Origin of the sequence: Bacteroides sp. AF39-11AC, from assembly GCF_003474285.1 — a bacterium.
Taxonomy (GTDB): Bacteria; Bacteroidota; Bacteroidia; order Bacteroidales; family Bacteroidaceae; genus Bacteroides.
Window position 1 is genome coordinate 83,806 of sequence record NZ_QROH01000002.1, and the last position, 25,479, is coordinate 109,284.

The following is a 25,479-nucleotide window of genomic DNA, read 5'->3' on the forward strand; positions in this document are numbered from 1 at the left end:
ATTATTTTTTAGCTTTATTCCGCAGATCAGTCAACTCGACATCAATTGTTTTTGCTTCAGCTGTCATGTCTAAATCCACAATCGCACAATTCTCCGTCGGTACACCGTCTACCCTGTCCAATTGATAATTACCGTTTTCATCGTGGTACACATACAATTTGCATTTCCCTTCGGGTACTTCTTTCAATACAAGCGTCACTGTATCACCAGTAGCGTCCGCCATCGCATACTGCCCTTTATCAGCAGCAATCATCACCTCCCCTTTCGCCGAACGGATATTCTTTACCTTCACCGTCAAGTCACTCTGAGCAGAAACAGATACTGCACAAGAAGCTAACATGAACAATGCAACCCATTTAATACCAGTCATTTTCATAATCATAAACAATTTAGATTTTCACAATAAAACATATTTTGGGTTCGAACTCCACTGCAAATATAAGTAGTTTATTTTATAAACCAAATTATTATATAAATTATTTTATGATGAGCAATATATAACTAAAAACTAAATGTCATGTCGCAAGAAACTAATCCCTGCACTGCGATAAACTAATCATCAGGATTAATAATATTATTCTTACCACAGTTATATTAGTTTCTTACTACAACTATGTTATATTCTTACCACATCTATTGTAAGAAAGAAACATAATTGTAGTAAGATTAATATTATGCAAGAAAAATATTAGTGTATCGCAGTATCAAGATTAGTAAAATGTACAAATTGATATAGTTTTTAGCCACCGCCGAAGATTCCATTTTCAAACGTCACAAATTCCTTTTTCCGGTTATTTCACCTCTCCTACAACATTTTTCCCTGAAAAGTTTTTGTAATCTCCAAGTTAATTGTATTTTTGTGTACAATTTTGGTATAGTAATGACTGACGAAGAAAAGAAGCGATTAAGTACCTTTGAAGCGAGACTGCGCCATTTGATCTTTTTGCATGATGAATTGAGGCGCGAAAATGCTGAATTAAAGCAACTTCTAAAAACTAAACAAGAAGAATGCGAGCAGGTACATGCCGAATATGAAGCTTTGGAAGACGACTATACGAACCTAAAAACAGCAATGACAATCAGCCTTAACGGCAGCGACGTAAAAGAGACGAAACTGCGATTGTCCAAATTAGTGCGTGAAGTCGATAAATGCATCGCTTTGTTGAATGAATAACGAGATGTATGAACGATAAAATAAAGATAAACCTGCAAATGGCAGGCTCAACCTACCCCCTCACCATACTGCGCGAGGAGGAAGAAATGGTAAGAGAAGCCGCCAAACAGGTGGATATACGGCTCAATGCGTATCGAGAACATTACCAGAATGTGACTCCCGAAAAGATTATAGCCATGGTGGCCTATCAATTTGCTTTGGAGAACCTGAAAATGAAAAACCGAAACGATACTCGTCCGTATGCCGACAAGATAGAAGAACTGACAGAGGTGTTGGAAACATACTTCAAAGGACTGTAAACGTCCGGAAGCTTTTCCTCAGAACACCAAAGCCAGCAAAAGAATTAGAAAATCCACGCACTGTGTGAAAGTGTCCCTCTTAAAAAGAATGAGGGTGGCTTTCCTGCAGTGCGTTTTTTATTTATATACTTAAAACAAATTGAAATGACAGTAACAATACTAGTATCCATTGCCTGTTTCATTATCGGTGGATTTCTGTCGTACATGTTCTTCAAGCATGGTTTGAAGTCCAAATATGACAACATTCTGAAAGAAGCCGAGGCTGAAGCGGAAGTGATTAAAAAGAATAAGTTGCTCGAAGTAAAGGAGAAGTTCCTGAACAAAAAAGCAGACTTGGAGAAAGAAGTAGCGATCCGCAACCAAAAAATTCAGCAAGCGGAGAACAAGTTGAAACAACGTGAGTTGGTGCTGAACCAACGCCAGGAAGAGATACAGCGTAAGAAATCAGAAGCCGAAGCGGTGAAAGAAAACCTGGAAGCCCAGCTGGTTATTATCGACAAGAAGAAAGACGAACTGGATAAACTGCAACAGCAGGAAATCGAAAAACTGGAAACTATTTCCGGACTCTCGGCCGATGAAGCCAAAGAACGTATGATCGAGTCTTTGAAAGAGGAGGCCAAGACGCAGGCACAATCCTTCATCAACGACATCATGGACGATGCCAAACTGACTGCCAGCAAAGAAGCAAAACGTATCGTAATACAATCCATACAACGTGTAGCTACGGAAACTGCCATCGAAAATTCAGTGACCGTATTCCACATTGAATCAGACGAAATCAAGGGACGCATTATCGGTCGCGAAGGTCGCAATATCCGTGCACTTGAAGCCGCAACGGGTGTGGAAATTGTGGTAGATGATACGCCCGAAGCTATCGTATTGTCAGCTTTCGACCCTGTACGTCGTGAAATTGCCCGCTTGGCACTGCATCAGTTGGTGACTGACGGACGTATCCACCCGGCACGTATCGAAGAAGTTGTATCTAAGGTACGTAAGCAAGTGGAAGAAGAAATCATCGAAACCGGTAAACGTACTACGATTGACCTCGGTATCCATGGTTTGCATCCTGAACTGATCCGTATTATCGGTAAGATGAAATATCGTTCTTCTTATGGTCAGAACCTGTTGCAGCATGCCCGCGAAACAGCCAACCTTTGTGCTGTGATGGCATCGGAACTGGGTCTGAACCCCAAGAAAGCAAAACGTGCCGGATTGCTGCATGATATCGGCAAAGTGCCCGATGAAGAGCCGGAATTGCCGCATGCACTCTATGGTATGAAGCTGGCTGAGAAGTTCAAGGAAAAACCGGATATCTGCAACGCTATCGGTGCCCACCACGATGAAGTGGAGATGACGAGCCTTCTGGCACCCATCGTACAGGTCTGTGATGCTATCTCAGGTGCCCGTCCGGGAGCACGCCGCGAAATTGTTGAGGCTTACATCAAGCGTCTGAACGATCTGGAACAGTTGGCAATGGCCTATCCGGGTGTGACGAAGACGTATGCCATCCAGGCAGGTCGCGAGTTGCGTGTAATCGTTGGTGCTGATAAGATTGACGATAAGCAGACTGAAAACCTTTCCGGTGAAATTGCGAAGAAGATACAGGATGAGATGACTTATCCGGGACAGGTGAAGATCACGGTAATCCGTGAGACACGCGCAGTAAGTTATGCGAAATAAATTGTAAAGATTGAAATTAATGATACAGAGGCGGGGAAATAAAAAATTCCTGCCTCTTTTTGTTTTCTTTGCCATTCACGAAACAGTTTCTTATTTTTGCATCCACAAACCAAATAATCCTGATTATCAATTATGGAGCAATATCAATTTGAAGTTTGCGCTAACTCCGTGGAGAGTTGCCTTGCCGCACAGGCAGGAGGAGCAAATCGGGTGGAATTATGCGCCGGAATACCGGAAGGGGGTACTACCCCATCCTACGGAGATATCGTCATTGCCCGGGAAGCCTTAACAAAGACTCTTCTGCACGTCATCATCCGTCCCCGTGGCGGAGATTTTCTGTACTCCCCCGTCGAGCAGCGCATTATGCTGAAGGATATAGACAACGCCCGTAGATTGGGAGCAGACGGGGTTGTATTCGGTTGCCTTACTGCTAAAGGGGATATAGACCTGTCCTTGATGAGGCAACTGATAGAAGCATCACGAGGCATGTCCGTTACGTTCCATCGTGCTTTCGACGTATGCCGCAATCCACAGGAAGCGTTGGAACAAATCATAGAGTTAGGTTGTAACCGTATTCTAACTTCAGGTGCACAGGCTACGGCAGCACAGGGCATCCCTTTACTAAAAAAATTGCAGCAGCAGGCAGATGGGCGCATTATCCTGTTGGCTGGTTGCGGAGTAAATGAAAATAATATCGCTCACATCGCCACGGAAACCGATATCCGGGAGTTCCACTTCTCAGCAAGAGAGACCATCGAAAGCAAAATGCTGCACAGGAACGGAACAGTTTCGATGGGAGGTACTGTGAACATAGAAGAGTATCGTCGCCCCATCACTACCGCAGAACGCGTAAAAAGAACAATAAAGTCGTTGACCGGTCCCATTAAGAATTAATTTAAAACAATCAATATGAAGGCATTAAGTGTAATCACTTTATTAACTCTCCTCAGCATTTCATGTGCGCATGAAGCTAAAAATCAAAGTTCCTCAAACTCCACTTCCGACAGCATTGTCCCTACTTTCCTGAAACAGGAAGAAGCCGCACTCCTCCTTCAGAAAGAGGACGAGCATGTCCGCAGATGGAGCTCATTTGACTTGGCTTCACACACCGTTGGCATCGAAGGCGGAAAACAGGGATATTTGCAGTTTGCCGGCGCACAGACCCGTAATTGGAATGACGAGGAAACGGCTCTACTTCAGAAATCATCTCAATCCATCAATCAGATTATCCGTAAAAAAGAGCTGAAACTTCCTTTCCCGGAAGAAGTCAGACTGATAAAGTCAACGATAAAAGAAGAAGGTGGTGCGGGAGGATATACCCGAGATACTTACATCGTACTTATCGACAAGTTGCTCGAACATCCTGAATATGTAACCAAATTGTTGGCACATGAAGCATTTCACGTCCTTACCCGGAACAATCCGGATTTCCGCAAGAAGATGTACAGCATCATCGGTTTTAATATTCTTCCGAAGGAAATAGAATTTCCCGAAGAGTTGAAAGAACGGTTTATCTCCAATCCGGATGTTATCCGCCACGACAGTTATGCTACTTTTACCATCAACGGTGAAAAGAAAGATTGCTGCATGGTTATTTATTCAACCAAGCCTTATGAGGGAGGCAGCTTCTTCCAATACCTCAATATTGGCCTCGTTCCCATCGACAAGAATACCTGCAAAGCGATTGAGAAAGAAGGTAAGGCAGTGGTTTACTCTATTAACGAAGCCTCTGATTTTTATGACAGAATGGGACGTAATACTCAGTACATCATTGACCCGGAAGAAGTGTTAGCCGATAACTTCAGTTTATTGCTGACAGGAATGACAGAGGGGTTGCCCTCACCGGAAGTGATACAAAAAATGGAAGAGGCTTGCAAATAAGCCTCTCCCACTCTATTGTTGCTTTTCTTATAGTCCTTTCACCGTTTTCATCAACTGCTCACCCAAGCCGATGGTATAACCCTGTGAAACAAATACCACGCGATTGAAGGTATCGGCAATGATAAATATGGGCAATGTATCTTTGCGTTTCAGCTTCATATTCTTCACAATCTGCTGAGCTATGTCTTCTGTGTCGATTCCATAAATCACAGTATTGGGTAAACCGGGGAAATCAGCAGCACGATATTTGCCGGCCTGTTCCTGATTCGGGAAGAGTAATACAAGCTTTCTACCCCATTTCTCCAGGTCGGCTTTCAAAGCAGAGATATCCCGCAAGGCATGATTTGTAGGTTCCTGGTTCACCCCAAGAATACCGACAACGAAGTAACCACGACCACAGGCTTGAAGCAGACTTTGCTTGTTGCCGCCTTCCAATGTTGTGAACAAGCTCTCCGAATTGAAGTTTCCGATAACCTGTACCTCATCTTTATTTTCACGCATCACCAGTCTCGTTTCTGTACGTCCGCCTGCTTTCACATTCAATGATGTCATTTGCGCCAATACACCGCCACTTGCCAGGCGGGTACCGGTTACCAGAATATAATCTCCGGCATCCAGAGACGTTCCCTCCTTCAGCAAACTGCTCCATGTAACGCCGCCCCCCATGTCTGTGTCACCCTCATCGTAAGACAACAACTGCAAATTACCTTGCGGAGTTACTTTGGAAATAGTGAAATGAGAATAATATTTCGGATTGTCCAGTGACTGAATCGGTGTATATTTAGCTGAAAGCCTGCCTCTCTGTGCAGGTGCCTGCCCGGCTGCTTCGAAGTTCACATCTATGGCTCCGTCATCAGTTATCAGCTGCACTTTACCCGTCACCTCATCAATGCGTGCAGGAACTCCCATGCTGCGTGCCATGGACACGAAGAAGATATCACGACTGTGGGCATCGGCCAAACGTGCTTTCCACACACCTTCGGGAGATACAGGAGGTGCCCCCAGATTACATTCCTTGTTCACCTGAATGTTTTTCGCTACCCATGCAACCATCTTCATAGGCTCCGCTACATAAGCCTCAATATCTTCTTTCGAAATCACCTTGCCAAAGAAAGTCTTATACGGAGTCAACATTTCATTGCTTACACGCGGATTGCGCACGTATTTGCGGAAATATCCGACGTTCGTCGTGCGTACACGAGACTGCATGTGATCTATCAAGACATCCAGACGAACATCACGAAGGTCTTTTGCCGAAATCTGCTGCAAAAGGTCTATCCCTCCTTTCCTGGAGTTATCAGAACGCAAACGAGTCATGAACTCACGAATCACTCTGTAATTTCCACGGGCGGCAATCAGAATCTTGGCTACTGCATCCCGATCTAACTTATAATCTCTCGCAAAATTGCGTGCCGCCTCTTCCGAGATAAACTTGCCGACATAAGCGTTACGGATAGAGTCTTCTATTGCCAGTCTGCGGTCATTTTCCGCCCGCTGTTCCGGCGTCACTTCGGGTAAGTTGGCACTTTCTGCGGGAGGCACAATATCAACATCTACCGTGAAGCTGTCACCCGCTTGCTTATCAAGGGTTACGGTCAGTTCCGCTTGCTTGCCAAAGGAAAGTTGGGAGAAACCGAAACGGCCATCTTTGGAGGCCCAGACAAGCATATCCCCTTTTCCGGCAGTCAGTCCGCACACACCACTGTCGTCGGTATGTTTCGTTGCTACGGTATAGAATTCCGCATAATTGTAGAGTTTGAACTCCACGCAGGCGTCAGGAACCGGATTTCCCGCCTCATCTTTCACCATAACCTTAGCTTGTGCTGTAGGCGCATAATTATCAATCACATTGATTTCCGTATACGTGGGGTTAACGGACATTACTTCTTCTTTTCCTTCATACCGTCCGAAAACCTTTGTGTGCATCAACATTCCGCGACTGGCAGGTGCATTGAACCAACCAAGATCCAGTACCGGTTCCGGTTCGCAGGCACCCAGAAAATGCCATTTACCATCTGCCCAGGCTTCCACCCATGCATGGTTATCGTCCGTATGTGCCCATCGTGGTGTATAAACCTGCCGTGCCGGAATACCTACCGAGCGAAGTGCCGCCACCAGCAAGGTAGATTCTTCGCCACAACGCCCGTAAGCAGTACTCACTGTTGCCAATGGTGAACTGGTACGGGCATCGGAAGGCATATAGACAGCTTTCTCATGACACCAATGGTTCACTTCCAGGATGGCATCGTATAAAGAAAGGGACTTCACACGGTCTTTCAACTCCTTATAGAACACTACCCGCGCACTATCCAGTTGTTCGTTGTTCACCCGCACCGGAAGTACAAAATGGCGGAACAAATCTTCGGGAATGGTCTTTCCCCAAGGCATTTCCTCTGCGGCACGCTGGGATGCGCGGATATTCATTAAGTGAAATTCACCGGGATAATCAGTAATATCCGCCAACGGCATATAGGCATAAAGGAATTCCAGGGCTTCCTGCTCATAAGTGCTCAGCGAAGCATCATCCAGTATCGCAAATAGTTCTCCCTGCGGCATCAAAGCCTTCTTTTGCTGCAAGTCCTGCTCCACGCGCGAACGATACGAGGCATCGGTCATGAAATGGGATTCTCCACAGGCAGCAAGCAGACAAAGTAGCCAGCATATTCCGAAAAGTTGTGTAGCTCGTCTCATAATACTTATATATTAAGGTGTGAGCTACAAAGTTAAAGAATAATCTGAAGTTTATTTCAGATGTACCACTAAAGTTGTATCTTCAGAGAAGGTAAAACTGCATTTTTCGTAGGAAGGGGGGCCCATAACGCCTTCGGCATCATTACTGAAACCAAACTTCTCCACAGGAATACCGAAAGCGCCGGTATCCAATTTGCCATTTCCATTCTCATCCTGATACATGGAGAAAGCATAAGTTCCTGCCGGAAGCCCTTTACAGGGGATAGACACAACTTTGTCCTTCACCTCTATTGCAAAACCGGCAAGCGGCTTCTTCATGAATGTTTCCTGAGAGTTGTAGATGGCGACATAGAGTTTACCAACTACATTTTCGATACCACGTACTTCCAAAGTAAGATTTTGTGCAGACAGACTTTGAGTTGCAAAAGTCAAAACACATACGAAACTAATAATCATTGCTTTCATTTGAATTGTTTTTAAAGAGTTTATAAATAGATACGCGGACGACACGGATTAGGCGGACGGACGCGGACCTTTCTTTTTTAATTAATATAGTTTTTAATCCGCGTTCGTCCGTCTTATCTGCGTCGTCCGCGTATCAATATTAGAAATTAGAAACATCATAAGCCGCCTTCTTCCCAAGTGTGATAAACACCCCGATATAGAAGAAATGATCGTTTGAAGCCAGAATAGCTTTATTATTCACCCGCCCAAACTCATTTTTCCGACAAAGGATATTGGTAGCAGAGGCATGGATAATCACTTTCTTACTGGGCAGGAATGTCAGTCCGAGATCAAGGCTGTTATAAGGTTTCACATGATCATTCATCAAGCCCGGCAAATCCGGATTATGATAGGGGCGCCCACTGCTGAAACGGTTCGTCAGACCGACTATCGTGCCGATTCGCGGAATGAAATATTTCAGCACTACAGATGCATTGTGCCGAGTGGCATATTGCGGAGTAGTCAGTTCCGTATATTCCTGAAACTTCCGCTTGGCAATATTATATGTATAGGAAAGCTGGTATTCCAGATTCTTCAGCAGGACACGGTCATTAAAGAATAAGTCGAAACCTTTACTGTAACCATAACCACCGGAAGTCAGTACTTCCGCTGCATCTATCGTACCCTTTTCCACCAATGCCAGACGGTCATATTTCTTATAATAAAGTTCAGCCTTGTAGAAACGTCCATCACCCTCATACTGTGCACCCACATTATACTGAATGCATGATTCCGATTTCAACTTGTTTTCCTGAGCCAGCAATCTGCTAACCGGCAACTGTGTATATCGTCCTGCCATAGCAGAGAGCACTACATCTCCCAAATAGTAATTAACAGCCAGACGGGGTGAGAAATTCACTTTCTCATTTAATGAAGTGTATTCCGTACGGACAGAAAGTTCCGCCTTCAGTTGCTCCACCGGATAGTAAGTTGCCGAAAGAAAGCCTGCACTGATCGTCGGATTGATTTCATGATGGCTATCTATTCCCTCCGCCTCTTTCATCTGATATTGATAACGATTCTCATACCGGCGGATAAAACTCTCCACTCCCATATCCAGACGAAAAGCCGGAGAAATACGCTTGAACACTTTTGCCTTTGCATGAAGTTCCTGTTGTTGTTCCATCCAATGATCTGCCAAAAGTGATACATTACCTATCTTCTGTTCAAAGAAAGAGAATGCTGCACCTGCAAACCAGTTCCATCCACCGGAAGTACGCTTACGGAAAGTTGTATTAAGATAGAAATTATTCTCATTCAAATCAAACAGTCTACGTTCAGCACCTTCATAATTGGAAAAGTCAGTATGATCATAGCCGCCATAAATCTTGAAAAGCGTAGCATCATCGGGATGATAGCGGAATTGTGCCGATCCGGTCATCATCCGGTAGGGATCTTCAAAATCCGTACGTCCTGAATAGATATGATCATAGACACACAAGTCCTGATAATCCAGGTTCACCGAAAGCGAACCTTTATCGAAAGCCCGTGTACCTCCTCCACCGAAGCCTACCGTAGAGGCATTGATGCCTAACTTATTGATAGGGCTCTTATCCTTTGTTTCCAACGGTAACACAGCCGAGAGTGCATCCCCATATTCCAACGGAGCCCCGCCCGATTCCAGATTGACACCACTGAACATAAAAGTGGAATAACGTCCGCGTGCAGGTGAGTTTATGCCTGTAGCCGTATAAGGATTCAAGACGTGCATTCCGTCAATGTATGTCTGTGTTTCATCACTACTTCCGCCGCGCACCAGCAGACGGCCACTTTCTCCTTGTACCTGCGTGCCCGGCAGTGTCTGCAATGCCTGATACAAATCACCGTTTGCACCTCCCACGGTCACCAGTTCCACCGGACTCATATCACTCCAACGACTGTTGGCAACAGGTGTTCTTTTACCTTTCACAACTACTTCCTTTAAATCTACACTATCATTGTATAGTTGCAAGAAAACGGTATCCGTCACAGCTGTCTGCGCTTCCAAGTGCTGCACTATCAGCAATACACTTACACTAAAAAGTAGAATCAATCTTTTCATTTAATCTATGTTCTTTACGATTTCCGTCAGCAAACATAGACTAAGAATTTCAGGCAAAAAAATATCCGGGACAGACTGCCCGGATATGTGACAAACAGCACTCCTCCTGTGACGAATGGCTGTATTTTTCTTTATTCTGTGACGAATGACTACCCTTCCGTACCCCCTTCTATCAGCGTTTTTATCTCTTTTGCATAGCCTCTGGAGACCGGAACTTCTTCCGTACATCCTTCCAGTTTCAAACGGTATCCTTGTGAGTTTCCATCTACTTTTACCACAGTGCGTATGTTCACCAGAAAGGCCCGGTGACAACGGACAATGAACGAACAGGCAGCAACTGCTTCTTCTGCCTGCTTCATAGTAGCCCGCACTAACTTTTGCTGCATCTTATCCGCACTACTGTAAGCTACTCTTATATAATTCCCTTCTGCTTCTACATAAAATAAGGTATGGGCATCCACTTCCAGCATTTCTTTCGTTCCGCCGGAGAAAACCAATTGCATAGGAGTTTCTTCTTCTGCTACTTCTTCTGCTGCCCTACCCTCTTCTATCTGTTCCTCATTCCTTGTCCGAATCTTCTCCTTCTGGGTATTCTCTCTTTTCGCAAGAGCGTAGTTGATCTCCGTTGCCTCCTTCAGATTACGTACCAGCTGCAAATTACGATTCCACATCAAAAAGAAGACAATAGGGAAAGGAGCAAGAACCGCCACCCAAGCCAAACTTATCAGAAATCCTTTCCAGCTCAGTATGAATGAACCAAATACCCAAGCCGTATAGAAACAGTTACCTATCGCAATCAGCAAACAAGCTCCTAAAGTTCCTAACAATTCGCGCCCTAATGTCCAGTTCTTCTCACTATGATAACGGGGAAACAAAGCAGGAAACAAATACGTGGAGATACTCAGTGCCAATGAAGAAACCACTCCATAACCTAACACTACCCAGAATTTATAGCCTCCCATCATAGAAATGCCAAAAGGCTGCAACACAAAAAGGATCAAAAACACTATAAGTGAAGGTATTATCACGCTTTTCCATCTCTTCACCAATGATGGATAAGGGCTTCGTAAAAGTGTCAACAGTTTATTTATCATTATGACTTCCTGTTTGTAAGGGTTGATTATGTGTAAGATGCTACAAAGGTATATAAATTATTAATAGATCGTACATAGGTCATTTATTCCATTTTTAGTCACACTTTTGCAATATGCATATAGCAAAAACGGGCGTTTCTAAAGAAAAACGAGGAGAAAGTGCATTATTTTATGTTTTAAAACATATTTATCGTGAACAATTCGTATCTTTGCAGCGTTAATAAGATAAAAGAAAAGATGTAAAACCCGCTTTCCGAAACGCGGAAAGCACAAAAAGATGACAATTATGAAAAAGAATGCAAATGAAATTTTTATGTTACAGTACCGTATTAAACGCTATCAAGCAATGGGAAACGGAACTATGTGCCAGGCTTTGAATGGCAAACTTCAAAAACTGCTCGCAAAGCAGGCTACCATGTAAATAACTCCTTTAAATAAAATGAATGAGGGCGGAAAACCGAAAGGTTTTTCGCCCTCTTCTTTTATCAGTCGCTTACAATGTCCTTTCCAAAAGGTGTCAAAGCCAATCCTGCCAGTTTGAAATGCTGTAGCCCGAAGGGAATACCAATAATGGTGATGCACAGCACAGCACCGAATGCCAGATGAGAAAGGCAAATCCAGATACCGCCCAGAAGTATCCACAACACATTCATCAGTATATACAGGCAACCACCCGAACGTTCACCACTCCGCACCGTTTTACCGAAAGGCCACAATGCTAGTGAAGCCATTTTCAGAGTTTGCATACCGAACGGAATACCGATAATGGTAATCATCATCAATAAACTGGCAACAAGGTATTCCATAGCGGTAAAAATACCTCCGAACACCAGCCATAATAAATTCATAAAACATCCCATAATTTTGCGTTTCTTGTATTCTAATACGCAAATATAGTTTTTTTATTTAATAACAAACTTATACTTACCGGTTAATCGCACATCTTTATCTTTCAGGGCAACACGGTAAATCTCCGGCCCCCAAACATTAGAAAGGCGTGTATCAGGCAAATTGATTGTTTCAACGGTTGCTGTGAATTCACCGGGGTACTCCAAAGTTACTTTCTGTCCCTGCACTTCTATCGTCACCTTCCCGGGTACGGAGATATCTACTTTCCCCCAAGTAAGGAAATTCACCTGATTAGGTTCTTTCGCTGATTTCAGGGAGAAGTTATCGGTAATTGTCAGTTGCTTATCAGCTAATGAATAGGCACGTGTCCAGTTATTTACTTCAGCTTCTTTCGGATAAGCAGTGGCGATGTTCGCTGAGAAGAAACGTTTCTTCGGTTGGCAGACAACATCCGTAGCCTTATAATTCTGACCGAAACTCTGGGGTACTCCGTTAATCATCGGCAGGTTATGGTAATTACTTTGCATGGTCCAGATGGTATAACGTTCACTACTGAATGTCTGACGTGTATAAGTTCCTACCCCCGCATCAATCAGCACAGGTATCGTATTGACGTATAATGAAAATGTACCTACATCATTATGATTATGACTTTCATTGTTGAATCCACCTTTCGTAGCCAGGAACCAACCGGACTTATTGGTCAGATAGCAGAATTCCGTTTCGGAATACCAGGTACAAGCAGGGATGGTATGGGCAGCGGCCGTCTTTTCCAGTTCTCCATTCCATAAAATGGACTGCAAGGAACGGAAAGTATCATTGCCCAAAGGCACAGAAGGACGCTTGCCATCCAGCAGATAGGCTGCAAACTGCATCATTTCCTCGCTGCCGACCGCACGGCCATAACGGTAAATCAACGGTGCATCGCCTCCACCCTTAGCAGAAGCATCCGCAAAGTTCACTACCCAACCGTTTCCTACATACGTACGACTGATATATTCTCCCATCCGGCGAATCATCGGTTCCTTGAAAAGAGATACCTTTCCATCTGTTCCATCCGAAAGTATCTGAAGATAATCATACATTTTCCCGGCTGCATGTCCCCAATAAGAAGGACCTTCTTCACAAGCACCGTCAGCCTTTACAAAATTGATGAACTTATCCACCGACTGCATGCTGCGCCAAACAGCCTTTGCCAGACGATCACGGTCATTCTCTAACAAAAGATAGCATTGCAATACATTGGAGTTGCACCATGGATTCCAGTTATTGATAATCATTCCCGGTTTCCATTGGAAAGCCATCCACCATTCCCGGTCATTGTTCATATAAGGATCGAGAATGCGCTCTTGCAAAGTGTGACGCAAGCGCTGAGAGATTACAGGATCTATTTTATCGAAAGAATCATGGAAAAAATAATATACCCACGACAGCATGGAACCGAAATTTCCCGAACCCAGATCAATCACCTGTTCGCGATAATCGGGCAGAGAGCGTTTGGTGGTCTGTCGTACCAGATGGGCAGAAAGTACCCAGGAAGTCATCTCGCAACTGTAAAATGCTCCATTTATCAACTGGTCGATAAACCGTCCTTTTCCTTCGGCAAGTTCGGCAAGCATCAGGGCATTGATTGCTTTCCGGTTGGCTTCATAGGGGGTTTGCATAATGTTACGTTCACCGCTGCGTTCATATTCCAGATAATCGGTAGCACGGATTACTTTCCATTCGTAATTAAGCATTTTCTCTCCGGCACGGATCAGATTTTCTTTATTGGTACCCAGCAATTCGTCCCAGCCGGCACGGTCGTTATAAGCAGGATAAGGTACCCACTTCTGATTCATCACCAATGCTTCTTTCAGTTGTTCTTCACTACCGGCAGCTTTTTGCAAAAGATTTCGTTCTGTATATGCATGTGCGGAGATACCTGCCATGAAAAGCAGGCAGAAGGAAATAAAAATACGGTAAAACGTGTTTCTCTTCATGATATTAAAAAGTTAGATTTTCTTTTTTGTGATGAGGCAAAGATACACAAGTTACAGTAAAACGGTGGTATGCGATTATCCGTAGTTGGGTACAAAATCATCCATTTGTATCTTGTTTTATTCATGAAAGAAAATACTTTTGCATTAACACAACAGTTGTTACAGTAACAACCGTTGCGTTGCATCATATAAATTCCACTAAATATCAGCGAACTACGAGATACTATAATGTAAACTGAGAATTAAATTAATTAACGCCCGTCTACTTCCAATCACTAAATTCAAAGCTCAACTGTTCCCAAACGCCTTTTTCCCCGGTATCTTCCCGTGGATTGGAAACGGAAAGCCCTATCAACCGGATGGGATGATGTTCATAATCCACCTCTTTCAGCAGTTGTTTTGCCAGAGGCAGGATCACATCAAGAGTTATTAGTTCTTTGGATTGGGTAATACTCCGGGTTATCTGACTAAAATCATGGAATTTGATTTTCAACGTCAGTGTATTTCCTTTGAAATCTTTATGTTCCAGACGCCCTACCAGTTCCACCGCCACATGATACAATTCGATAATAACCGATGAGCGTTGCGAAATATCCTTCTCCAAGGTATGTTCGCACCCAATGGACTTGCGGATACGCACCGCCTCCACCGGACGAAGATCGATTCCCCGGGCACAATCATAATACAGCGCTCCTACCTTTCCGAACTCACGCAGCAGCATAGCCTGCGAGCATGCACGCAACTGCTCGCCGTTATGAATACCCAATGAGTGCATCTTTTTTGCCGTCACCGGGCCTACGCCCCAGAAACTCTCGATAGGCAGACGCGCAATAAAATCCATTGCCTGATCGGGATGGATGGTACACAGCCCGTCCGGCTTACGATAATCGGAAGCTATCTTTGCTAAAAACTTATTGTAAGATATACCGGCAGACGCCACCAGATTCAGTTCATTCCGTATCTTCTGCTTGATTTCCTTGGCAATATCTACAGCCAACAAAATACCGGGCTTATTCTCTGTAACATCCAGAAAAGCCTCATCCAGTGACAACGGCTCAATGATATCTGTATATTCGTGAAAAATTTCATGGATTTGTCGGGAGACTTCTTTATACACCCCCATCCGTCCGGGAACAAAGATAAGTTGTGGGCACATCCGCTTTGCCTTCGTCGACGCCATAGCCGAACGCACTCCGTAGCGACGTGCCTCATAGCTGGCAGCCGCCACTACACCACGTTCTTCCGCATACCCCACTGCAATAGGTTTTCCGCGCAACTCGGGATTGTCACGCTGTTCTACGGATGCGTAAAACGCATCCATATCTATATGTATGATTTTTCGTTCAGTGCCTTCGCAACACATCATGCATGATCACCTTTCCATTTTACAATTCATTTCCTCACATGGTGGGGCATCTCTCCGGGTATCTCCATAGAAATCTCTACCAGGCCTCTCACCACACCATCTTGTTTCCATGCCGTCTGATAAATCATCTTCCTGACCCCATTCTTCTCAATGGTATAAGCATTGACACCTCCCGTTTCAAGCAGTTCGCGTATCTTGTCCTGCGATTGCAGATTATGACAATCAAATAGATTCTTGCCTATCAGACTGCCATGTTTGGCAAACGTGCGACATGCTTTCTCATTCATATAAAGGATGACTCCTTCTGTGTCACATACGGTCACGGCACAGTTCATTTCATTAGCCCATTCGTACATAGTTATTGCTCTTAAGTTACGGCTCATACCTTTTACTTTTATGACCCAAAGATAACGTTTTTCCCAATGACACTCTTATTGCCCCATCAACAAAATTACATATTCACATATGCTCTTACTTTATATCAGTTCCTACAAACAAGTTAACGACTATTTTTTCTTACTCACAAGCAATATTTAAAATAAATTTCTAAATTTGCAGTACTTTCTTAACCCACGTACATATTATGAAATATCTATTCATCCTCTTGTTCCTATATCAGGTTATTGGATTATCCGCCAAAGAACGTACAGATTCTATACTCTCTGTCCTCGATAGCGAGATAGAACACCGTGAAATCTACTACCAGCAGAAAGAAAAGAAGCTGGAAGACATCAAACAGCAATTCCGATACGTCAAGAGCCAACAGGAAAAGTATAATCTCTGCAACCGTCTGTTCAATGAATACATCACTTATCAATACGATTCAGCTTACTCCTACGCCATACAAACAGAGGAAATATCACACCGCCTGACCGACACGAACCTATCTATTCAGGCAGATTGCAACCTGTTCTACTGCTATCTTTCCACCGGTTTATTCAAAGAAGCATATGATATGATGCGATCCATTCATGTCACAAATGCCCCGGACTCCATTAAGTCAGAATACTACCAGCTCTGTATGAGACTGTATTCTGATATGAGCAGTTACAATGAAGGCACACCTTTCAATGCTGATTACAACAAAAAGATAACCCTCTACTGTGACTCTGCCCTACTGTATACCCCCGACCATACTTTCTACCACCAGAAAATAGAAGCTTTCAAATTCAGTGTAGGCGACAATGAGAAGAAGATACAGATGTACAAGCAAATGCTGAATGATTACGATGTTTGTCCGCATGAAAAAGCAATCATCTACTCCATGCTGGGACGCATGTACATAGGAATGGGAGATTTTGAACACGCCATTTACTACATGGCACTATCAGCTATACAGGATATACGCTCTGCCACCCGGGAAACGACTGCTAAAAAAGAACTTTCAAGTTATCTGTACGGAAAGGGAGACGTATTACGTGCCAGCAGATATATTCAGATTGCCCTGGAGGAAACAAACTTCTACAATGCCCGACACCGTAAGATGGAAATAAACACTATACTCCCCATCATTGAGAAGCAACGCCTCACCATGATAGAGGAGAGGAAAAAGGAAGTTACAATATCATTGGCAGTAATGAGCCTGCTGGTCATCTCACTTTTAGTCACCCTGTCCATCATTTATAAACAGATGAAAAAGTTGCGGACAGCCAAGCAGTCCATCCAGCAGCAATTCAATGAGATATCAGAAGTAAATGGAAAGTTGCAGGAGACTAATGAAATCAAAGACCAGTATATCTTCCAGTCTCTTTATGGCAAGTCCGATTACCTGGACAAAGTCGAGAATCTGCTGAAAAAGCAGGATCGTAAATTGAAAGCACGCCAATTCAATGATTTACAAATCACGCATAAGGAGTTCGATATAAAGTCCGAACGGGAAAATATGTTCTCATCCTTCGACCAGACTTTCCTGAAACTCTTCCCGAATTTCCTGACGGAATACAATAAGTTCTTCCGCCCGGACGACCAGGTGATTCTGGATGAGGCAGGCAACCTGCCACCAGAGTTGCGCATCTTTGCCCTGATTCGTTTGGGAGTAACCGAGAACGAGCGGATTGCCAAGTTCCTCAACTTATCTATTAATACCATATATGTATATAAGGCACGGGTAAAAGGAAAGACAATTGTGCCGAAAGAAGAGTTCGAAGAATACATTATGCAAATAAAGAAAGGAATTTAGCCCCGAATATATCTGAAAAGGCTCTAAAACAGACCTTAATTTTCTGTTGAAAGGAGGAATGCATTGATTTGAATATCAGCGTATTCTTCCTTTTATCATTCTATATCCCGTCTTCATTGCTTTTTTCTCCCTCCCATCCGAAATACCTTTGTCCCAAGGAAAAAAATTCTTTGAACCTATTAACTCATTTAAATCATTGTACCATGAAAAAGAAAACTAAGATTTATCCTTGGAAAATGTACTTTCATGTACTCCTTGGAATGTTCTTCCTGCTCCCTGCATTACTGAATGCCCAAAATGCAACAGTCAAAGTATCAGGAATAGTGACGGACACCAACAATGAACCTCTGATCGGTGTATCCGTTGCAGAAAAAGGAACCACTAACGGAGCCATAACTGATGTCGACGGTAAATATTCGCTGACCGTCCGTCCCACAAGTACCCTACGCTTCTCCTTCATCAGTTACAAAACGCAGGAAGTGAAAGTAGACGGGCGTAAGACTATCAATATTCGTATGGAAGACGATGTGCAGGCTCTGAACGAAGTAGTCGTTATCGGGTACGGAACGCTGGATAAGAAAGAACTTACTTCTGCCGTATCACATATCTCCAGTAAGGATTTTCTCCATATCAGCAGTCTGGACCCTTCCATGATGATACAGGGAAAAGTGGCCGGAGTATCCGTAACCAACACAGCTGCCGCCGACCCTAACAACCAGGCAAGTATCCAGATTCGCGGCATTTCCTCACGCGCTGCCGGATTGGGCCCGCTGATCGTAATCGACGGCATTCCCGGTGGTAACCTGACGAATATCAATCCCAACGATATCGCCTCCATGGATATTCTGAAAGACGGTGCAGCCTCCGCCATCTACGGCACACGGGGTAGCAACGGTGTAATCGTCATCACAACCAAGAAGGGATCACGCGACGGTAAATTCCATGCTACCTATAATGGTATGCTGACCGCCAGTATTCCTCTGCATGAACTCGACCCACTGACTGCCGAAGAGTTCCGCGAATACCGTGTTCCCAACAATCCGACCAGTGACCTGGGTGGAGCTACCAATTGGATTGACGAGATTACCCGTACCGGTTTCACCCACCAGCATACCGTCACATTATCCGGCGGCACCAGCCAGAGTAATTACCGCGTCAGCGTGGATTACCGCAATGCAACCGGTATCGATATACGTTCCAGTCGCGAAGAGTATGGTGCACGCGCCTCTATCAACCATACCACTAAAAACGGACTGTTAGATTTCTCCGTAAATATCGCACCGCGTATCGCTTACCGTGAAAATTCCTCCTGGGATGCATTCAAGATAGCCATGGATGCCAACCCCACTACCCCACTGTTTGATCCGGAAAATCCGAATCTTTATTCTGACTTCACCGGCCAGGAAGCCTTATGGAATCCTGTAGAGGAACTGAAGCTGGAACAAAACGGTGGTGAAACCAAACTATTGGACTGGGATGCCACTGTGAAGCTAAACTTACTTCCCCTACTCGCCAAAGATGGTCATTCCATTCATTCCCTCAGTACGCAACTGACTTTTGCCGACCAGCAATCAGATAATTTCGATTACTGGTTCCGTCCTTCCACAAGCCGCCTGGCTATGAAGAACGACTATAAAGGAGAAGCCAGCCGCACTTACAGCAAGTACCGCCAGCATAGTCTTGAATGGTTGGGCAACTACGCTATGGAACTGAAGGGACACCGTGCCCGCGCCATGGTAGGCTACTCGTACCAATACTTCCAGAATTCAGGTCTGAATGCCGCCAATAAGGATTTCTCTTCCGACGGACTTCTGTACAACAACCTCGGTTCCGGTGAATGGGCCAAGGAAGAAGGACGCAACGAAATGGGTACCAACAAAAGCGATTCTAAACTGATTGCTTTCTTCGGCCGCCTGAGCTATGACTACAAAAACCGCTACCTGATGACCGCTTCTTTGAGATACGAAGGTTCTTCCCGCTTCGGAGATGACAATAAATGGGGTTATTTCCCCGCTGTATCTGCCGGTTGGCGTATCAGCGAAGAAGCTTTCATGAAAGACATCACATGGATTGATGACCTGAAAATACGTGGTGACTACGGTGTAACCGGTAATCAGGATTTCAGCAATTACCTGTCTTTGTCTACTATGAGCAGTTTCGGCAGTTACTACTACAACGGTCAGTACTTCACCGTATGGGGTGCAGGTAAGAATCCTAATCCGGGGCTGAAATGGGAAAAAGGTAAAAACTGGAACATCGGCATGGACTTCAGCATGTTCAAAGGAATATTGAGCGGTTCGGTCAATTACTACAACCGTAAGCAACAGGATTTGCTGGGCGACTACAATGTGCCCGTTCCTCCATACTTGTTCTCTACCACTTTTGTCAACGTAGGCACCATGCGCAACACCGGTATTGAAGTCGATCTGAATATCCAGGCGGTGAAGATGAAAGATTTCAGCTATACCATCAATCTGGTAGGCGCCACCAATGAGAACAAGTTCCTCAAATTCTCCAACAACGAGTTCACCGGACAGAACTATTACGATTTGGCGAATATGGAAAGTCCGAATCAACCGGGCAAGTTGCAACGCATAGAAGAAGGACAACGCCTGGGTAACTATTACACCTGGAAGTATGCCGGTATTGATGCCGATGGAGACTGGGTAGTATGGAACAAAGACAATACGGAGATGATTAAAATATCTGATGCCAAAGAAGAAGACAAACGGGTAACCGGTAACGGACTTCCCAAATTCACAGCTTCCATGACCAATACCTTGACGTATAAGAACTGGGGACTGACCATCTTCCTGCGTGGTGCTTTCGGCTTCGACCTCTTCAATGTACACGACTTCTACTGGGGCATTCCCAGTATGCAAAGCAATGTGCTGAAAAAGGCATATACCAAGAACGCAGCCATTAAGAAAGGTAAGAATGTGCTGACCGACTATTTCATTGAACGCGGTGACTATGTGAAGCTCGATATGGTAACCCTGAGCTACACTTTCCAGATCAATAACAAATGGCTGGACAGTGCCCGCCTCTACATCACCGGAAAGAATCTTGCCACCATTACAGGTTTCAATGGTGTGGATCCTTCGACTTACCAGACCAACGGATTGACTCCGGGTGTGAACCTGAACGGTACGGAAGGTACCCGCCGATACTATCCCTCCACTACACAGGTCATGTTCGGTGTTCAATTAGACTTCTAAATGTATAACCTTAAAAACAATAGAAATATGAAACTCAAGAATATATTAACCGGTTCGCTGGCAGGAGTATTGCTTCTCGGCTCCCTCAGCGCATGCACCGACCTTACGGAAACGGTATACGACCAAATCATGTCTACCAACTATTACAATACAAAGGATGATATTATCAAAGCCACATTCCGCCCCTTCGAACATGGATTCTACAGTATCGGGCCGCGCCAAGTTTTGCAAGAGTGTTGTGCCGATCAATTGGGTACCTGGGCACGCGATGGCTGGTGGTATGACAATGCCAAATGGCAATATCTGCACTACCATACCTGGGCTGCCGACAATGAATCCATCAAAAGTGAATGGGAAAACTGTTTCACCGGAATTATGCAGGCCAATTCCGTCATAGATGACCTGCAAAAGCTGGACCCTGCCAAATTCAACATGTCACAGCCGGAAATGGATAACTTCATCGCGCAGAACAAGGCATTACGTGCATGGTTCTACATTCGCCTGCTGGATGCTTTCCGCAATGTACCGTTAGCTGTCAGCCTGGATCAGAGCAAGAACTCCGTCGGACAAGTGACGCCGCAGGAACTGTTCAGCTTTATCGAAACGGAACTGAAAACATCTATCGAAGCATTGCCTGCCAAGAATGGTAATGCCGGAAACGGGATAGCACAAGGTCAATGGACCAAAGCCGGCGCAGCCGCATTGTTAGTACGCCTCTATCTGAACGCAGAAAAATGGACCGGTACTTCTAAATATACGGAATGCGCCACCTATGCCCAAAATATTCTGGACGGTGACTATGGCTTCTACGAACTGGGAAAGACTTGGGACGAAGTGTTCGACTGGACAAACGATAAATGCAACGAAACCATCTTTGCTTTCCCGTCGTCCTACGGGCGTAGCTACTGGCACTATTCGGGTGATACATACTGGTGGGCCGTCCCTGTCAATGCACGTTTCTACTTCGGCGCTTTCAAACAAGGAGACTTCAATACCAAATATGCCTTGCAGCCCAGTCTCGACCTGAACAATAATGAATACAGCTTCAAACTCGGCAAGTTTGTCAGCAAATTCAAGAAATATCCGAAAGATTACCGCCTGACCATGTACCGGAATCTGGGCAACAGTACCCGTGAAGGTATGTTCCTTTACGGCTACCTGCCTTATATCGCCGATGACGGCACCGAAAAGAAAGTAACTTCCCCCGTAGGAGGATATGAAATCTACATCCGCGACCAGGTAGGAGTATTTCACGAACTCGCTCCGGACGAACTTCCCGCTGACCGCACTTCAAACATGAATACCGGCGACCATAACTCCGGATGGCATTTCGTGAAGTATCCCATCTACAGGGATGATGACGAAGGTAAACGTGAAGCCGATTACAATGAAATTCGTCTGGCGGAAATCTATTACTCACTGGCTGAATGCAAGTTCAAAGCAAACGATGTGGACGGAGCGGCAAAACTGCTGAATGCGGTACGCAAACGTAACTATCCGCAAGATACATGGGCAGAATGCCTGTACAAGCCCGAAGGTACAGTAACCCTGACGCAAGATGAGCTTTACGATGAATGGGGACGTGAGTTCCTTGCCGAAGGACGCCGCCGGACCGACCTTATCCGCTGGGGATTGTACTGTACGGAAGAATGGTGGGACAAGAAACCCGATGCAGACTCACACTGGGATATCTTCCCTATCCCACGGGATATGATGGGAGCGGATCATACACTGAAACAGAACCCGGGATATAATTAATACGAACCGGTAAAAAGCATCTCTTTAGGTGAACGATAGTTTCATCGTTTGAAACTACCAGTTTCACACCGAGAAACAAACTGTTTCATTGCTTGAAACTACCAGTTTCATGCCTTGAAACAAAGAGTTTCACGCCGGGAAACAAACTGTTCCCTCAAAGGAAACTCAAACGCCGATGAAAGGCTCTCGGATATAACAACTTACAATTTAAAATCAGATAACCATGAAGAAAATAATCAATAAGCTTATATTCATCTTTGCCTTCCTCCCTCTACTGGCAGGATGCGAGAAAGATAAAGAAATTGTTGTAGTGGAACCCGTTGAAAACTACACGCAACTGTACGGACTCGGCACTATATTCAGTTGGGATTCCAATGTCCCCACAGAACTGAAGTTGATTGAGCAGAATACGTTCACCATAGATAAAGTCATCAAATACTCCGAAGAGAACAAGCAATTCAAATTTATCCTCGAAAAGGGAGACTGGGACAAAGTGCGTTATCTGGTACCTACTTCAACCGATGATGGTACCGCCGTGAAAGTCATCACTCCCGGAGAATACGATATGCTGATGTGCTCCGAAATGACAGGCGACCTGCGCGACCACTTCTGGGGAATACCCGAAGGAAGCGATGGCACCTATCGGATTACAGTAAACGTAAAGAAGCTGAAACTAACCCTCGAAAAAATCAGCGATGAAACAGAAGAACCGGAACCGGAGATTAAGACAATTTATGGTTTAGGAAGTGCATTCGGATGGGACTCCGGCAATCCGACCGGATTAACACCCGATCCGGATGAAGAAGGAATCTATACGGCAGAGGTAAACCTCATCTACAGTGACGAAAACAAGCAATTCAAATTCTGCCTTGAAAAGGGAGATTGGGATAAAGTTAATTATCTGGTGCCTGAAAGTGTAGATCATAACGGAAACGTCAAGATTGTGACACCCGGTGAATATCCCATGTTTAAATGTTCAGAAATGGAAGGTAACCTGCGCGACCACTTCTGGGGTATTCCCGAAGGAACGGACGGCAAATACAAGTTAACCGTAAATACCCAAACTCTGAAACTGAAAGTAGAAAAAGTTAATTAACCCCCAAACTTTACCATTATGAACCATTTGAAGTTACTATTAGGTTTTGCAACCTTATTCTTATTATCCTTTCCCCAGTCTTCCATAGCTCGTGACAGTCCCTTCACCCGTCACGGTACGGGACCCAGATACTGGATTGCCTACGAAGAGTGTTTTGTAACCAACGTTCCTCTCAGTGAGGAGCGCTGGAAAGCAAACATCGACTGGATGGAGAAGACTTTCAAACCCTACGGTTACGACATGATCTGCAACGACGGATGGATAGAAGCTGCACAAACCGTCAATGAGAACGGCTATATCACCAAGTACAACAGCAACTGGAAAAACGGTTTCAGCTACTGGACTAAATACCTGCAAGAACGGGACATGAAGATGGGAGTCTATTACAACCCCATGTGGCTGACCCGTGCCGCCTATGAACAGAACCTGCCTGTAAAAGGAACTTCTTACCGTACCCGAGACATTGTGGGCTACAAATCATTCAACGATCCTCTGTATTGGGTGGATGTGGATAAGCCGGGAGCCAAAGAATGGATTCAGAATTATGTCCACTATTTCAAGGAGATGGGTGTCACCTATCTCCGCATAGATTTTCTGGAAAACTATGAAACCAACTATGGAACCCGCCGCTACGAACAAGCATTGGCATGGATTGCCGAAGCTGCCGGAGATGATCTTTTCCTCAGTCTTGTGATGCCTCACTGTTATAATCATGCCAAGACGGAATTGAAATACGGGGATATGATACGCATTGACGATGACTGCTTCGACGGTGACTGGGACTTTGTCAGCAACCGCCGCCGCGGGCAGCAGAAAGACCATTGGCCGCAATTCGGTAATGCTTTCGACGGATTCATTGGTTTTGCCGATGTCGGTGCACGAGGGCAAATGATACTGGACGGTGACTTTATGCGTATGAATAAACTGGCAAATGACAACGAACGCCGCTTCCTTTTCTCGCTGATGATTATGGGAGGTTCTGCACTTGCCATTGCCGACCAGTATGATACGATTGGAGATCACGCCTGGGTTTACCAGAATCCGGAAATGAACGAGTTGAACAGTCTCGGTTTTGCCGCCAAACCATTGAGTTACGACTTTCGGGATGCTGCGAACAGTTCCCGATGGATCGGACAGTTGCCTAACGGGGACTGGGTGGTAGGATTATTCAACCGTGAAAGTACTCCACAAACACGCAGCATTGACTTCCATCGTGAACTGGGCATTGAAGACGGGCAAGCCGTCAATGTACGGGATTTATGGGAACGCAAAGACTTAGGAGGTATGTCGGGAACATACACCGTAGAATTGCGACCCCATGAATGTAAAGTAATCCGTATTCAACACAACACCCTGAAAATGGAAGCAGAAACAGCTTCCGTAAGGGGTGGAGCAAAATCAATCAAGTAAATGATAATTTAGCGGGCTGAATTTTAAGCCTGAAAGGCTTGCATTATATAGCGTAGGGCATCGCCCTACGTAATGTGCATCCCCATTTCTAAGCCCTGAAAGGGCGATATAAAGGTTGATGCTTAATTGCGCCCTTTCAGGGCTTAAATTAAAGATATACATAATCACGTAGGGCGTTGCCCTACGCTATGTAATATCAGGCTTTCAGCCTGTCTTGATTTCAGGTATTCAGTTCCCTAAATTATCATTTACAGAAT

20 protein-coding genes are annotated in these 25,479 nt (G+C 44.7%); 11 read left to right on the top strand and 9 right to left on the bottom strand.

Annotation, left to right across the window (positions count from 1 at the left end; genetic code table 11):
* Position 1: 1 nt before the first annotated feature.
* Positions 2-376, bottom strand: coding sequence for a DUF2141 domain-containing protein (locus DW036_RS03195; RefSeq protein ID WP_118462003.1), 375 nt, complete (start codon positions 374-376; stop codon positions 2-4).
* A 504-nt stretch (positions 377-880) separates the two neighbouring features.
* Here DW036_RS03195 and DW036_RS03200 point away from each other — a divergent pair.
* From DW036_RS03200 to DW036_RS03220, 5 genes are all read left to right on the top strand, one after another.
* Positions 881-1,174 (top strand): hypothetical protein, encoded by a 294-nt coding sequence (locus tag DW036_RS03200; RefSeq protein ID WP_007213044.1) that lies wholly within the window; start codon positions 881-883, stop codon positions 1,172-1,174.
* 8 nt (positions 1,175-1,182) lie between these two features.
* On the top strand, positions 1,183-1,473 hold the full coding sequence (locus tag DW036_RS03205; RefSeq protein ID WP_007213043.1) for a cell division protein ZapA: 291 nt from the start codon (positions 1,183-1,185) through the stop codon (positions 1,471-1,473).
* A gap of 144 nt (positions 1,474-1,617) precedes the next feature.
* A complete protein-coding gene (gene rny, locus DW036_RS03210; RefSeq protein WP_007215675.1) occupies positions 1,618-3,153 on the top strand; it encodes a ribonuclease Y in 1,536 nt (511 codons plus the stop codon).
* Between the two features lie 132 nt (positions 3,154-3,285).
* A complete protein-coding gene (locus DW036_RS03215) occupies positions 3,286-4,047 on the top strand; it encodes a copper homeostasis protein CutC (RefSeq protein ID WP_118461242.1) in 762 nt (253 codons plus the stop codon).
* 15 nt (positions 4,048-4,062) lie between these two features.
* Entirely contained in the window at positions 4,063-5,034 is a 972-nt protein-coding gene (locus DW036_RS03220) for a hypothetical protein (RefSeq protein WP_118461244.1), read from the top strand.
* 27 nt (positions 5,035-5,061) lie between these two features.
* On the opposite strand, the gene DW036_RS03225 is transcribed toward DW036_RS03220, so the two are convergent.
* The 4 genes from DW036_RS03225 to DW036_RS03240 all read right to left on the bottom strand — a co-directional run bounded on the left by DW036_RS03225 (position 5,062) and on the right by DW036_RS03240 (position 11,364).
* Positions 5,062-7,725 carry a transglutaminase family protein gene (locus tag DW036_RS03225; protein WP_118461245.1) on the bottom strand — a complete coding sequence of 888 codons (2,664 nt, stop codon included), beginning with the start codon at positions 7,723-7,725 and terminating at the stop codon, positions 5,062-5,064.
* A gap of 51 nt (positions 7,726-7,776) precedes the next feature.
* Complete coding sequence (locus DW036_RS03230) at positions 7,777-8,190, bottom strand: DUF2141 domain-containing protein (RefSeq protein ID WP_118461247.1); 414 nt, start codon at positions 8,188-8,190, stop codon at positions 7,777-7,779.
* 139 nt (positions 8,191-8,329) lie between these two features.
* Positions 8,330-10,270 (bottom strand): TonB-dependent siderophore receptor, encoded by a 1,941-nt coding sequence (locus tag DW036_RS03235; protein WP_118461249.1) that lies wholly within the window; start codon positions 10,268-10,270, stop codon positions 8,330-8,332.
* Positions 10,271-10,419: 149 nt separating this feature from the next.
* The gene (locus DW036_RS03240; RefSeq protein WP_118461251.1) at positions 10,420-11,364 is read right to left on the bottom strand and encodes a LytTR family DNA-binding domain-containing protein; all 945 of its coding nucleotides are present in this window, start codon (positions 11,362-11,364) and stop codon (positions 10,420-10,422) included.
* 286 nt (positions 11,365-11,650) lie between these two features.
* Between DW036_RS03240 and DW036_RS26170 the strand changes: the two genes are divergently transcribed.
* Positions 11,651-11,785, top strand: coding sequence for a hypothetical protein (locus tag DW036_RS26170; RefSeq protein ID WP_007215668.1), 135 nt, complete (start codon positions 11,651-11,653; stop codon positions 11,783-11,785).
* A gap of 64 nt (positions 11,786-11,849) precedes the next feature.
* Here DW036_RS26170 and DW036_RS03245 read toward each other — a convergent pair whose 3' ends face one another.
* The 4 genes from DW036_RS03245 to DW036_RS03260 all read right to left on the bottom strand — a co-directional run bounded on the left by DW036_RS03245 (position 11,850) and on the right by DW036_RS03260 (position 15,917).
* Positions 11,850-12,224, bottom strand: a complete 375-nt coding sequence (locus tag DW036_RS03245; RefSeq protein ID WP_118461253.1) for a YccF domain-containing protein — start codon at positions 12,222-12,224, stop codon at positions 11,850-11,852.
* Positions 12,225-12,266: 42 nt separating this feature from the next.
* Positions 12,267-14,144 (bottom strand): heparinase II/III family protein, encoded by a 1,878-nt coding sequence (locus DW036_RS03250; protein WP_118461255.1) that lies wholly within the window; start codon positions 14,142-14,144, stop codon positions 12,267-12,269.
* Between the two features lie 313 nt (positions 14,145-14,457).
* Positions 14,458-15,561 (bottom strand): DNA polymerase IV, encoded by a 1,104-nt coding sequence (gene dinB, locus DW036_RS03255; RefSeq protein ID WP_118461257.1) that lies wholly within the window; start codon positions 15,559-15,561, stop codon positions 14,458-14,460.
* A 26-nt stretch (positions 15,562-15,587) separates the two neighbouring features.
* Positions 15,588-15,917, bottom strand: coding sequence for a PAS domain-containing protein (locus tag DW036_RS03260; RefSeq protein WP_118461259.1), 330 nt, complete (start codon positions 15,915-15,917; stop codon positions 15,588-15,590).
* A gap of 227 nt (positions 15,918-16,144) precedes the next feature.
* Between DW036_RS03260 and DW036_RS03265 the strand changes: the two genes are divergently transcribed.
* From DW036_RS03265 to DW036_RS03285, 5 genes are all read left to right on the top strand, one after another.
* On the top strand, positions 16,145-17,740 hold the full coding sequence (locus DW036_RS03265; protein WP_233560269.1) for a DUF6377 domain-containing protein: 1,596 nt from the start codon (positions 16,145-16,147) through the stop codon (positions 17,738-17,740).
* A 203-nt stretch (positions 17,741-17,943) separates the two neighbouring features.
* Positions 17,944-20,958 carry a SusC/RagA family TonB-linked outer membrane protein gene (locus DW036_RS03270; protein WP_118461261.1) on the top strand — a complete coding sequence of 1,005 codons (3,015 nt, stop codon included), beginning with the start codon at positions 17,944-17,946 and terminating at the stop codon, positions 20,956-20,958.
* Between the two features lie 27 nt (positions 20,959-20,985).
* Positions 20,986-22,716: a RagB/SusD family nutrient uptake outer membrane protein gene (locus tag DW036_RS03275; RefSeq protein ID WP_118461263.1), complete on the top strand. Its 1,731-nt coding sequence runs from the start codon at positions 20,986-20,988 to the stop codon at positions 22,714-22,716.
* Positions 22,717-22,939: 223 nt separating this feature from the next.
* Positions 22,940-23,812, top strand: coding sequence for a SusF/SusE family outer membrane protein (locus DW036_RS03280; RefSeq protein ID WP_118461265.1), 873 nt, complete (start codon positions 22,940-22,942; stop codon positions 23,810-23,812).
* Positions 23,813-23,830: 18 nt separating this feature from the next.
* Complete coding sequence (locus DW036_RS03285) at positions 23,831-25,222, top strand: hypothetical protein (protein WP_233560272.1); 1,392 nt, start codon at positions 23,831-23,833, stop codon at positions 25,220-25,222.
* Positions 25,223-25,479 lie beyond the last annotated feature (257 nt).